Annotated in this window: 10 protein-coding genes and 1 pseudogene; 6 read left to right on the forward strand and 5 right to left on the reverse strand. The window is 67.1% G+C overall.

All coding sequences use genetic code 11. From position 1 onward, the window contains the following. From bchO to crtD, 5 genes are all read right to left on the reverse strand, one after another. A partial coding sequence (gene bchO / locus ACILRA_RS11895) for an alpha/beta fold hydrolase BchO (RefSeq protein WP_395662315.1) occupies window positions 1-709 on the reverse strand: 709 nt, incomplete at its 3' end. Window positions 710-712: 3 nt separating this feature from the next. Next, entirely contained in the window at window positions 713-2,368 is a 1,656-nt protein-coding gene (locus ACILRA_RS11900; RefSeq protein WP_395662323.1) for a magnesium chelatase subunit D, read from the reverse strand. Beyond that, complete coding sequence (bchI, locus tag ACILRA_RS11905; protein ID WP_395662316.1) at window positions 2,368-3,381, reverse strand: magnesium chelatase ATPase subunit I; 1,014 nt, start codon at window positions 3,379-3,381, stop codon at window positions 2,368-2,370. The genes ACILRA_RS11900 and bchI overlap by 1 nt, the downstream gene beginning before the upstream one ends. A gap of 127 nt (window positions 3,382-3,508) precedes the next feature. Then, complete coding sequence (locus ACILRA_RS11910; protein WP_395662324.1) at window positions 3,509-4,369, reverse strand: hypothetical protein; 861 nt, start codon at window positions 4,367-4,369, stop codon at window positions 3,509-3,511. Further along, window positions 4,366-5,877 (reverse strand): 1-hydroxycarotenoid 3,4-desaturase CrtD, encoded by a 1,512-nt coding sequence (gene crtD / locus ACILRA_RS11915; RefSeq protein ID WP_395662317.1) that lies wholly within the window; start codon window positions 5,875-5,877, stop codon window positions 4,366-4,368. Before crtD ends, ACILRA_RS11910 begins: the two co-directional genes overlap by 4 nt. A 105-nt stretch (window positions 5,878-5,982) precedes the next feature. Here crtD and ACILRA_RS11920 point away from each other — a divergent pair, with 105 nt between their 5' ends. From ACILRA_RS11920 to ACILRA_RS11945, 6 genes and pseudogenes are all read left to right on the forward strand, one after another. Continuing rightward, complete coding sequence (locus ACILRA_RS11920) at window positions 5,983-6,846, forward strand: polyprenyl synthetase family protein (protein ID WP_395662318.1); 864 nt, start codon at window positions 5,983-5,985, stop codon at window positions 6,844-6,846. Window positions 6,847-6,848: 2 nt separating this feature from the next. Beyond that, on the forward strand, window positions 6,849-7,934 hold the full coding sequence (locus ACILRA_RS11925; protein ID WP_395662319.1) for a methyltransferase: 1,086 nt from the start codon (window positions 6,849-6,851) through the stop codon (window positions 7,932-7,934). A 278-nt stretch (window positions 7,935-8,212) separates the two neighbouring features. After that, the gene (gene bchC, locus ACILRA_RS11930) at window positions 8,213-9,148 is read left to right on the forward strand and encodes a chlorophyll synthesis pathway protein BchC (RefSeq protein ID WP_395662320.1); all 936 of its coding nucleotides are present in this window, start codon (window positions 8,213-8,215) and stop codon (window positions 9,146-9,148) included. Further along, window positions 9,145-10,143 (forward strand): chlorophyllide a reductase iron protein subunit X, encoded by a 999-nt coding sequence (locus tag ACILRA_RS11935; protein ID WP_395662321.1) that lies wholly within the window; start codon window positions 9,145-9,147, stop codon window positions 10,141-10,143. The genes bchC and ACILRA_RS11935 overlap by 4 nt, the downstream gene beginning before the upstream one ends. Before the next feature lie 7 nt (window positions 10,144-10,150). Next, complete coding sequence (bchY, locus tag ACILRA_RS11940; protein WP_395662322.1) at window positions 10,151-11,695, forward strand: chlorophyllide a reductase subunit Y; 1,545 nt, start codon at window positions 10,151-10,153, stop codon at window positions 11,693-11,695. 410 nt (window positions 11,696-12,105) lie between these two features. Then, a pseudogene (locus tag ACILRA_RS11945) lies at window positions 12,106-12,273 on the forward strand (chlorophyllide reductase subunit Z); the annotation flags it as partial.

A 12,273-nucleotide genomic window follows, 5' to 3' on the forward strand; every position in this document is an offset into this window, starting at 1 on the left:
CGCGCACCAGATAGAGCGGGACGCCGAGGTTGCGCAGGTCCTGTGACACCCAGTGGAGGTCCCAGGCCGCCATCATGCCGAGCGTGCCCGCCACATGGCCCTCGTTGGAGAACAGCCGCTGGTAGAACAGCAGCCCCTCCTCGTCGATGACGGAGCCCGTGTCGCGCAGCAGGCGGTCCACCGCCTTCTTGTCCGCCATGCGCGCGAACATGCGCTGGATCAGCGAAGCACCGGCCACCGCCTTGGCGAGTGGTGAGAAGAATTGCCCGGCAACGCCACTCACCGGGAAGAAGGCGCCGTTGAGGCTCACGATGTCAGCGGGCGCGAACAGCCGCTCCACCGCCATGCGCACGAGGATTGCGGCACCTGCTGAATGGCCCGCGGCGCGCACCGGCTCCAGCTTCAGCTCGCGCAGCAGCAGGGCAATGGCATTGGCCATGCCGGGAAGCGACAGGCTCTGCTTTCCCGCCGGATTGGTGAAGGCGTGGCCCGGCAGGTCCGGCGCGATCACCGTGAAATGCGGCGCAAGCTTCGGCATCACGGCGCGCCATGAATGGGTTGAGGCCCCGGTGCCGTGCAGCAGCAGCAGGGCCGGGCCCTGCCCCATCACCTGCACGTGCCATTTGAGGCCTGCCGCCGTGATGAAGCGGCTGGCCTCCCGGTTCGGCCAGTCGGCGCCGTCCGTCCGCCAGTCGAGGTAGCTTGTCATGGCTCAGGCCTTCATCACGGCGGACACGGAGTGCGAAATGCGCGCCGCGTCGGCATGAGGAAGCGCCAGGTAGCTGGCGCCCATGGCGTCCGCGATCCTGCGGGCAGGCCCGCCGCGCGCATCGGAAAGGTCGATCATCAATGCGCGCACGCCTGCGCGCTTCAGCACGCTGGCCGCCGTCTCGGCATCGCGCAGGGCAAGCGCGCGGTCGGCGGTGCCATCGCGCGCGATGTTGGCCTTGCCGTCGGTCAGGAAGACGACAAGCGGCGTGCCGCCGCCGCGCCGCACATTCTGCGCCACCAGCATCGCCTGCTCGATCCCCGCGCAAAGCGGCGTGCCGCCACCGCCAGGAAGATCAGCCAGCGATTTCTTCGCGCGCTGCAGTGAGCGCGTCGGCGGCAGCAGGAGATCGGCCGTCTTGCCGCGGAAGGCGATCAGTGCTGCCTCATCGCGCCGCACATAGCAATCGGCGAGGATCAACTCGACCGCGCCCTTGGCCTCCGCCATGCGGTGAAGGGCAGCGGAACCGGAGGCGTCGACCGCGAAGATCGCGGTCGTCTGGCGCTTCTGCTTGAAGCGCTTCACGCGGAAGTCGGCGCGTTCGACGAGCAGGCCGTCGCGTGCCGGTGACTGGCGCCGCCGGAGCGGCTGCCAGGGTGCAGCGGCGCGCAGCGTGTCGATGAGGCTGAGGCGCGCGCCATTCCTGGGCACGCCGTGGCGGGTGCCCGCGGGGCGTCCGCGGGCAAGCCCCATCTTCTGCGACACAGCCCCCGCACCGGACTTGGCCTGCACCTCGCGGAGATTGGCCTCGAGTGCGGCAAGCAGCCCTTCGGGTAGCGAGGCCTTCACAGCCTCGAGCAGCATCTCGGAAAGTTCTCCGGGGGTGGGTGCCGTCTCCTCGCCTTCCGCCTCGCTGGACTGCGCTTCGGGCGGCGAGGGCGGTGCGTCCTGTTCCTGCTCCTCAACGGGGAAGCGGCGGGCGCGGGGCGCCAGCACCAGCCGGGCGGCAAGGCGGGCGTCGTCATCGTCCACCACGCTCCGCCCGTCGATGGCCGCTGCCGCGCGCGCGGCGCGAAGCGCCATCACGGCGGGCCGCAGTGAGGCGATGCCGAGCGCCAGCGCGGTCTGGCACAGTCCCTCGGCAATGTGGCCGGGCACGCTCACGCCGGGCAGCAGCCGCCGCGCGGCATGAAGATCAGCCGGCGCCACCGCATCGAACGCGCCGGTATTGATGTGGAAAGCAATCCGCTCACGCAGGATGGCGGGCGCTGCTTCGTCATCAAGCCCCTCGTCCAGCACGATAACGGCGAAGCGCGAGGGGCCATCGTCAAGCTGGGCGGCGATGAGCGCCGCCTTCTCGGCTGGCAGCCGTTCGGCGGAGGTGAGCAGCAGCACGCCGCCATCGGCCTCGGCGAGAAGCCCCCTGTCATGGCAGGGCATGCCGGTGCGCAGTGTTTCGGCGATGTCGAGGCTCCCCGCCAGGCGGTCGATACCGGCATGGGGCGGCAGGCGGAAGATCGTCCGTTCACGGAGCGTATCGCGGAAGGCCTGGATGAAGGCATCCTGCGCAGGGCCGCCGGGGCCTTTCAGCACCGCGCCCTTCAGCCCCTCGCAGTCGAGCGCAAGAAGGGCGCAGACGATCGATGCCTCTTGCGCCATCACGCGCCCAGCACCTCGGCAACAGCCCGCGAGATGCGCGTCGACGAGCCCGTCTCGTCCAGCGGGTTGCGGCGCAGGCGATGGCGCAGCGAGGGCGCGGCCATGCGCTTCAGATGATCTTCCGTAACGCGCCTTGCGCCCTCATAGGCGGCAAGCGCCCGGGCGGCGCGCATCAGCGTCAGCTGGCCGCGCAGGCCATCGGTCTTGAGGTTGATGCAGAGCGCGGCCGCGCGCTCCAGAATGGCGTCGGGCACCTCCACGGCATCCAGCGCCTTGCGCGCCTTGGCGATGCGGCGGCGGGTCGCCTCCTCTTCCTTCGCCCACAGCGCGGTGAAGCCCGGGGGATCGCGTTCAAAGGCATCGCGGCGCTTCACGATCTCGACCCATGTCGCAACTTCGGTGGGCGTGCGCACCTCGACGGACAGGCCGAAACGGTCGAGCAGTTGCGGGCGCAGTTCGCCCTCTTCCGGATTGCCGCTGCCAACCAGCACGATCCGCGCGGGGTGGCGCACGCTGAGGCCCTCGCGCTCCACCACGTTCTCGCCCGAGGCCGCAACGTCAAGCAGCAGATCGACGATGTGGTCCTCGAGCAGGTTCACCTCGTCGACATAGAGATAGCCACGGTTGGCCTGGGCGAGCAGGCCCGGCTCGAAGCGCTTCTCGCCGTGGGAGAGCGCGTGTTCGAGGTTGAGCGCGCCGAGCACCCTGTCCTCGGTGGCGCCGAGCGGCAGGTCAACCACGGGAATGGGCAACTTCCGCGTCTTGTGGGCCGTGGTCTTGCGGCACTCCGCACACTGGGCGGAAGGCGAATCCGGATCGCAGTGATAGGCGCAAGTGTTCGCCCGGATCTCCGGCAGGAGTGCGGCCAGCGCGCGCACCGCGGTCGACTTGCCCGTGCCGCGGTCGCCGAAGGCGAGAAGGCCGCCGATCAGCGGGTCAACGGCAGTCAGCAGCAACGCCAGTTTCAACTCATCCTGCCCGGCGATGGCGGAAAACGGGTAGCGGGCACTCATGGGATCATCCGGCACTGTGTCATTGATAGTTTGTGTAACATGAAACTGACAGACGGCAAATGCAGCCTGCTTGCAGGACGCAGCTGTCCGGCCAGGCGCTGGCGGGGGGCGGAGGGCGGAGGGCCCATCACCCGCGCCGCGGCATGCGGAACGGCAGCATCATCTGCACCACCGGGTTGCGGAACCGCGCCAGCGACAGGCTCTCGTGAAAGGCATCCACCTCTCCCTCCTCCGTCTGCATGCGCAGCAGCGTGCGCGCATAAAAGGGCGAGTCCTCGAGCAGTGACACCGCCTTGAACGGCGCGGCCGCCCGCATGTGCCTGGCCATGCGCCAGAACGTCGTGGGCATCTCCTGCCGCTTCGGCACGGGCGCCTGCGTCACCTGCCCGCCCGCCGCAATGTCGAGCGCGAAGGCGGAGGTGGCGCCGCCCTTCAGCACCGTGTCGTAGATGATCGCCGCGCCATCGGCCTTGGCGGCGCGCGACCACACCCAGCTTTCGAAACTGTCCTCGAGCGGAACATCGCCCCAGTTCGAATCGTGATAGCCGACGCCGGACCATGACAGGCCCGGCTGCGCGAACTCCGCCTCAATGCGTGAGAAGGGCGCGACGGGCCGCCAGACGTGCAGGCCCTGCGGGTCAAGCCTCGCCTCATGCGCGCACAGGGCCGACGGCGTCAGGCGCACCTGCCCCTTGAGGCGTGAGGGAACCGGCACCGTCACCTCGTCGATGTCGATGACCAGCGTTCCGCCATCCCACCGCATGGTGCTGGGCCCGATGTCGAAGCGCGCGGGGCTGCGCGAGATGGAGCGCTTCCCGCGCTCGGTCATGCTCCAGCGGTGCCCGCCCTCGCCATAGAGCGCGACGTTGAGCGCGCAGTGATTCTCGGGGTCGGCCCCGCCCCGCCGCCGCGCCAGCGCGTAGTAGGGCGAGAACACGCTGCCCACGAAGCCGATGATGGTGAGGCCGTGGCGGCCGTCGTCGCTCAGGCCGTCGAGATACCACCAACGGTAGCCCCCCGATGGAACCGCCGCGTCGAAACCCCCGACGCCATCAGGCTTTCCGCCGCCAGAAGGCCCGAGAGCGCCGCCATCGGCACCCCCGGCCCCGGATGCACGCTGCCCCCCGCCAGGTAAAGTCCCGGAACCGCCGTTCTGGCCCCCGGCCGCTGAAAAGATGCCATCCATCCGTGCGAGGCCCTCCCATACAATGCGCCGCCCGTTGCCGGGAACAGCGCGTCGAAACCTTTGGGGCCGGTCATCACCGTGGTGCCGCCGTCCCATGCCACATCGAGTCCGCACTGCCTGAGCTTGGCGCGCATGGCGTGCTCCACCGCATCCGGGGCTTGCGGCGCAAGATCGCCGTTGGCGGGCGAATTGACCAGCAGCAGCAGCCGCTCCGGCCCGCCGCCATGGCCCTCGCGGTCCTGCGCGCAGACATAGACCGTGGGCTCTGAAGGATAGCCATTCGTCAGTTCACGGAATTCCTGTGCATAATCGCGTGAGAAGAACACGTTGTGGCGCGCCAGCGGAAAGCCTGATGTCTCAACCGACGCAGCCCAGGTGATGGCCGAGAGCGAGCGCGCCTGCGGCGCAACCGGCTTCACTGCGCGGCTTATCTCGTTTCCCAGCAGCCCGGATGCCACCGCATTGGCATCGGCGTTGACGATCACCGCCGAGCACGGCCGTTCGCCCTGCGCCGTCAGCACCGCGCATGCCCGTCCGCCCCGGGTCCGGATCGCGCTCACCTCTTCGCCGAAGCGGATCTCCACGCCCTTGCGCTGCGCCAGGCCGCAAAGCGCCAGCGCCAGCTCATGCATGCCGCCCTTCACCGTCCACACGCCCGCCTGCTCCACATGCGCCACCAGCATCAGCGTCGCGGGGGCAAGGAAGGGCGAGGAGCCGCAATAGGTGGCATAGCGCCCGAACAGCTGCTGCAGGCGCGTGTCGCGGAAGTGCCGGCCAAGCCCCTTCCACATCGTCTCGAAGGGATTGATTCGCGCCATCCGCGCCAGCCCGCCAAGCCCGTTGGCCGTGGCGAGTGTCAGCGGGTTGGGCCGCTGCGCGCGGATGAAGGGCTTCTCCAGTGTCTCGTAGATGCGCCGCGCCTCGGCGCTGAAGGCGAGGAAGCGTTTCGCCTCCGGGGCTCCGGCAAAATCGCCGATGGCATCGGCGGAGGCGTTGAGGTCGGCATGAAGGTCCAGCCGCTCCGCCTCGCTCCAGCCATGGCGCGCCAGCACGCGCAGGGGCTCCAGCGTCACATGCGCGGAAAGCTCGGCACCCGCCGCCGCAAAGAGCTCCTCGAACACCCAGCGCATGGTGAGCACAGTCGGCCCACCGTCGATCATCCGGCCCGCCACGTCGAGGCGGCGCATCTTGCCGCCGGGGGCTGCCGCGCGCTCGAGCACCAGCACCTCCTCACCCCTGGAGGCAAGCGACAGGGCGGCGGCAAGCCCCCCTATTCCAGCGCCGACGACGATGATTGGATCCCGTGGCATCCCACCTCAAAGCTTGCCTGTTGCAGAGCCTGCGCAACTATGTCAATGTTTGTTTACAGCTTCAAGTGACGTTTCGTCTTGACACTTCACAAAGGACGGCAGGCGATGGACATTGGCACTCTCCTGGAAGGCGAACTGGATCAGGCCGTTTCCCGCGCCGCAGGCGAGGCCTGCCCGCCACGGCTGGCGGACGCGCTGCGCTATGCGGTGTTTCCCGGCGGCGCGCGCATCAGGCCGCGGCTGGTTCTCGCGGTGGCCAACGCCTGCGGCAACAAGAGCCCGACGGCGGCGGTCGCCTCCGCCGCGGCGATCGAGCTTCTGCATTGCGCCTCCCTCGTCCATGACGACCTGCCCTGTTTTGACAACTCCGCACTCCGGCGCGGCAAGCCCTCGGTGCATGCCGCCTTTGGCGAGCGTCTGGCGGTGCTCAGCGGCGATGCGCTGATCGTTTTGGCCTTCGAATGGCTCGCGGTGCGCGCCGGAGAGAGGCTGGCGCCCCTCACCCGCATCATCGCCTCCTGCGTGGGCGGCCCGTCGGGCATCTGCGCGGGCCAGGCGTGGGAATGCGAGAACGAGATCGACATCGTGCGCTACCAGCGCGCCAAGACGGGCGCCCTGTTCGCCGCCTGCACCATGGCGGGTGCTGCCTCCTCGGGCTATGAGCCGCTCGGCTGGCAGAAGCTGGGCTTTGCCATCGGCGAGGCCTTCCAGGTGGCAGATGACCTGCGCGACGTCGCCGGATCGGCGGAAAAGCTCGGCAAGCCGGTGCATCAGGACGAGGCCAACCAGCGCCCGAATTTCGTGGCAGAACTGGGCTTTGACGGCGCCATGGGGCATTTCGAGGACCTGCTGGCAGAGGCCATGGCGGCCATTCCGCCCTGCCCCGGCCAGGAGCAGCTCGGCCAGCAGATCACGGGCGTTTCGCGCAGCCTCGTCTCCGGACTGTCCTCGCGCACCGCCGCCGCCTGATCATGGGTTTCGCTGGCGCCGCACGTGACCGCTGGGTGGCGGCGCGCAACCGCCTTCTCGCAGCCCCGGCCTTCCAGAAATTTGCCCTTTCATTTCCGCCATTTAGGCCGGTCAGCCGGCAACGCTCGCGGCAGCTCTTCGACCTGCTGGCGGGCTTTGCCTATTCGCAGGTGCTCTATGCCACGGTGAAGCTGGGGCTGATCGAGATGCTGAAGGACAGGCCGCTGTCGCTGGCCGCCGTCTCATCGCGCAGCGGATGGGCTTCGGACAAGACCGAGCGGCTGCTCAAGGCCGCGGTTTCATTGAAGATTCTGGAGCGAACCAGCACGGGCGATTACACGCTGGGCATCCATGGCGCGGCACTCGCCGGGAACCCGTGGATTGCGCGGTTCATCACCCACCATCACATCCTGTACGAGGACCTGGCCGACCCCCTGCCCTTGCTCTCCGGCGAGAAAAAGAACAGCAAGCTCAAGGACTTCTGGAACTATTCCGAGACACCTCACGCAGCGGAATACACGGCCCTGATGGCGGCCTCGCAGGAGGCGGTGGCAGCCGAGATTCTTGCTGCCTATGACTTCAGCAAGCACCGGCACCTGATTGACGTCGGCGGCAGCAACGGCACCTTCCTCGCCGCCGCTGCGGGCAAGCACCCGGGGCTGCAGCTGAGCCTGTTCGACCTGCCCGCCGTGGCCGAGATCGCGCGCGCAAACCTGAGGGATCGCGCGGAAATCCACCCGGGATCGTTCCTGACGGACGAGTTGCCCAAGGGGGCTGACGTGGCCACGCTGATCCGCATCGCGCATGACCATGACGATCCATCTGTTATGAAAATGCTGAGCAATATCAGTCGGATGCTGCCACCGGGCGGCACGCTGATCCTGGCGGAGCCACTGTCGGGGATCCCTTCCACCGCGCCGATCACGGATGCCTATTTCGGGCTCTATTTCGCGGCCATGGGCCAGGGGCGGACCAGGACGGCGGAGGAGCTGGGGCGGATGGCCAAGGAGGCCGGGTTTGCCAGCTGCGAGGTGATTCCCACGCGCAATCCGGTGGTGTGCGGGGTGTTGAAGCTGACGGTGGCTTAACCACCCCCCCCTCGCCCCCCGCAGGGGGAGAGGGGAAGGCAAGATGCGGATGCTTTTTGATGCTTCGCGGATGCTTTTTGGATGCTTTTTCGTAGCTGCCCGAGACATGGCGGAAGCATCCGCCGCGCGGATGGTTCCCCACCGCGGAGGGGCCGCAAGCGGGTGTGGAAATTCACTGTATGTGTTGCTTGACAGTCTGAAGTGTAAGAGTAAGCTTACATCTTAGGGAGTCTTCAGCCTGACACAAAGCCAGGCAGGGACCCCAGGGGAAACCGAGAATGGAGACGGTCGCAGTCGTTCTGGAACAGCCGGGCAAGCTGGCGCTCAGGACACTCGCATTGCAGGAGCCGGGAGCGGACGACATCGTCGTCGATGCGCTCTGGAGCGGCATCTCCTCAGGCACCGAACGCCTGCTGTGGGAGGGCCGCATGCCCGACTTCCCCGGCATGGGCTATCCCCTCGTCCCCGGTTACGAGACAGTGGGCGTCGTGACCCAGGGCGGCCATGGCTTCGCCGAGGGTGACCGCGTCTTCGTGCCCGGCGCCAATTGCTACAAGCAAGCGCGCGGATTGTTCGGCGGCGCTGCGGCACGGATCGTGCTGCCCGCCAGGCGCGCCATGCCCCTTCGCAACATCGAGGGCGAAACCGGAATTCTGATCGCACTTGCCGCCACCGCTCATCACGCCGTGGCGGGCGAGCATGCGCAGCTGCCTGAACTGATCGTCGGCCACGGCATCCTCGGCCGCCTCATCGCGCGCATCACCCTCGCACTCGGCGGTGCCGCACCAACCGTGTGGGAAACAGCCGAAGCACGCCGCACCAGCACGGATGGCTATTCCGTCATCGATCCGTCTACGGACAACCGTAAGGACTACCGCACCATTTGTGACGCGAGCGGGGCAAACGGCCTCCTTGATTCGCTCATTGGCCGCCTCGCCAAGCGCGGCGAGGTCACACTCGCCGGCTTCTATGAGCAGCCGCTCTCCTTCACCTTCCCGCCCGCCTTCATGCGTGAGGCACGCCTCCGCATCGCCGCCGAATTTACCCATGCCGACATGGAAGCGGCAACCGGCCTCATCACCTCCGGGCGCTTGAGCCTCAATGGCCTCATCAGCAACCGCGCCAAGGCTTCGACCGCGGCTCAAGCCTACCACACCGCATTCACCGACCCTTCCTGCATCAAGATGGCCCTCGACTGGAGTGACCTCGCATGAACAGCATTGACCTCACCCTCGCCCGCGACGCGAAGCTCCGCCAGGAGGCGAATGAGCCGCTGGACCCCGTCCACACCGGCCCGGTGAAGAAGGAAACCCAGATCATCGCCATCTATGGCAAGGGCGGCATCGGCAAGAGCTTCACGCTTGCCAACCTCTCCTACATGATGGCGCAGCAGGGCAAGCGCGTGCTCCTCATCGGCTGCGACCCCAAGAGCGACACGACCTCGCTCCTCTTCGGCGGCAAGGCCTGCCCCACCATCATCGAGACCTCGGCCAAGAAGAAGCTGGCGGGCGAAGAAGTGAAGATCGGCGATGTTTGCTTCAAGCGCGACGGCGTCTTCGCCATGGAGCTTGGCGGGCCGGAAGTGGGCCGCGGCTGCGGCGGACGCGGCATCATCCACGGCTTCGAACTGCTGGAGAAGCTGGGCTTCCACGAGTGGGGCTTCGACTATGTGCTGCTCGACTTCCTTGGCGACGTGGTGTGCGGCGGCTTCGGCCTGCCGATCGCGCGTGACATGTGCCAGAAGGTGATCATCGTCGGCTCGAACGACCTGCAGTCGCTCTATGTGGCGAACAATGTGTGCTCGGCGGTTGAATATTTCCGCAAGCTCGGCGGCAATGTGGGTGTGGCCGGTATCGTCATCAACAAGGATGACGGCACGGGCGAGGCCAAGGCCTTTGCCGATGCGGTCGGCATTCCCGTCCTCTCCTCCATTCCGGCGAATGAAGACATCCGCCGCAAGAGTGCCAATTACGAAATCATCGGCCGCCCCGGCGGCGACTGGGCCTCGGTGTTCGAGAACCTTGCCACCAATGTGGCGGAAGCCCCGCCGCAGCGCCCGACGCCGCTGGACCAGGACGGCCTCCTCGGCCTGTTCAAGGGCGATGCGGTTGGCCGCGGCGTGGTGCTGGAGCCCGCCTCCTTCGAAGACATGTGCGGCGGCACCATCGTGACCAGGCCTTCCCTCGAAGTCATCTACGACGCGGTGTAAGCAGACAATGGCAACCCTCATTGACAGGAACGGACCGAAGGTCTCAGCCGCACCGGCAGAACCGCCGAAGGCGGATGTTGCCGGCATGTCCTGCCATGCGGGCAAGGATGAACTGACCAAGGCCGCGCAGTCCGCCGGCAAGAGCGAGACGCTGGAGCAATATGCCAAGGACTATCCGGTTGGTCCCCATGACCAGCCGCAGAGCATGTGCCCGGCCTTCGGCTCTCTCCGTGTGGGGCTTCGCATGCGGCGCACGGCAACGATCCTTTCGGGCTCCGCCTGCTGCGTCTATGGGCTGACCTTCACCTCCCACTTCTATGGCGCGCGCCGCACGGTGGGTTACGTGCCCTTCAATTCCGAAACACTGGTCACGGGCAAGCTGTTCGAGGACATCCGCGAGGCGGTGTTCAAGCTCGCTGACCCCAAAGACTATGACGCCATCGTCATCACCAATCTCTGCGTTCCCACCGCCTCCGGCGTGCCGCTGCAATTGCTGCCGAAGGAGATCAACGGCGTGCGCATCATCGGCATCGACGTGCCGGGCTTCGGCGTGCCGACCCATGCGGAAGCAAAGGACGTGCTCTCCGGCGCCATGCTGAAATATGCGGCCGCCGAAATCCGCCAGGGTCCGGTGGCGGCACCGCGCACTGCCCGCAGCGCCCTGCCCGCCATCACGCTGCTGGGCGAAATGTTCCCCGCCGACCCCGTCGGCATCGGCCGCATGCTGGAGCCCATGGGGCTGGCAGCGGGCCCGGTCGTTCCCACGCGCGAATGGCGTGAGCTGTTCTCCGCCTTCGATTGCGCGGCAGTGGCGGCAATCCACCCCTTCTACACGGCCTCGGTTCGTGAGTTCGAAAGTGCCGGCCGCCCGGTCGTCGGCTCCGCACCCGTGGGCCATGACGGCACGGCGGCCTGGCTGGCGGCCATCGGTGCGGCCTGCAACATCAGCGCTGACAAGATCGCCGCCGCACAGAATGCCATCCTGCCCGCCATCAAGGGCGCACTGGCGGCAAAGCCCATCAAGGGCCGCATCACCGTTTCGGGCTACGAAGGTTCCGAGCTTCTGGTGGCGCGGTTGCTGATCGAGAGCGGCGCGGAAGTGCCCTACGTCGGCACCGCAGCACCCCGCACGCGCTGGTCAGATGCGGACCGCGAATGGCTGGAAGCGCGCGGCGTGACCATCCAGTACCGCGCCTCGCTCGAGAACGACATCGCAGCGATGCTGGATGCCAAGCCCGACCTGGCCATCGGCACCACGCCGGTGGTGCAGAAGGCGAAGGAACTGTCGATCCCCTCGCTCTACTTCACCAACCTGATCTCGGCGCGTCCGCTGATGGGGCCTGCGGGGGCTGGATCGCTGGCGCAAGTGATCAATGCAGCACTGGGCAACAAGCATCGCTTCGATGTGATGAAGGATTTCTTCGAAGGTGTCGGCACGGGCCATGCCTCCGGCATCTGGGAAGAGGTGCCGCAGGACCGCCCCGAGTTCCGGAAGAAATACGCCGGAATGCTGGCCGCGAAGGCCAAGGCCGAGGAGGCCATTGGGACATGATGCACGCTGTTTGCACTCTTTCTTTCCGTCATTCCGGCGAAGGCCGGAATCCAGCTTTGGCGGCCGCAAGGAAGCTGGATCCCGGCCTTCGCCGGGATGACGGAAACTACAGGGAGGTCGCATCATGCTAGTCCTCGATCATGACCGCGCCGGCGGATACTGGGGTTCAGTCTACGTCTTCACCGCCATCAAGGGATTGCTGGCCGAGGAGGCCATTGGGACATGATGTGCGCTCTCACCAACAACGCTCCCCTCTTCCCCCTCGCCCCCGCTTCAGCGGGGGAGAGGGCCGGGGTGAGGGGGTGCCGGCCACACGCAGAATGGTTGATGTCCTCACGCGCAGACACGCCCCCTCACCCTGCCCTCTCCCCCGCTGAAGCGGGGGCGAGGAATAACAGCCAGGTGCTGCCATGCTAGTCCTCGATCATGACCGCGCCGGCGGATACTGGGGTTCAGTCTACGTCTTCACCGCCATCAAGGGATTGCAGGTGATCATCGACGGCCCGGTGGGTTGCGAGAACCTGCCCGTCACCTCGGTGCTCCACTACACTGACGCGCTCCCCCCGCATGAATTGCCC

The sequence above is a fragment of the Aestuariivirga sp. genome, from assembly GCF_044239095.1.
Classification (GTDB): Bacteria; Pseudomonadota; Alphaproteobacteria; order Rhizobiales; family Aestuariivirgaceae; genus Aestuariivirga.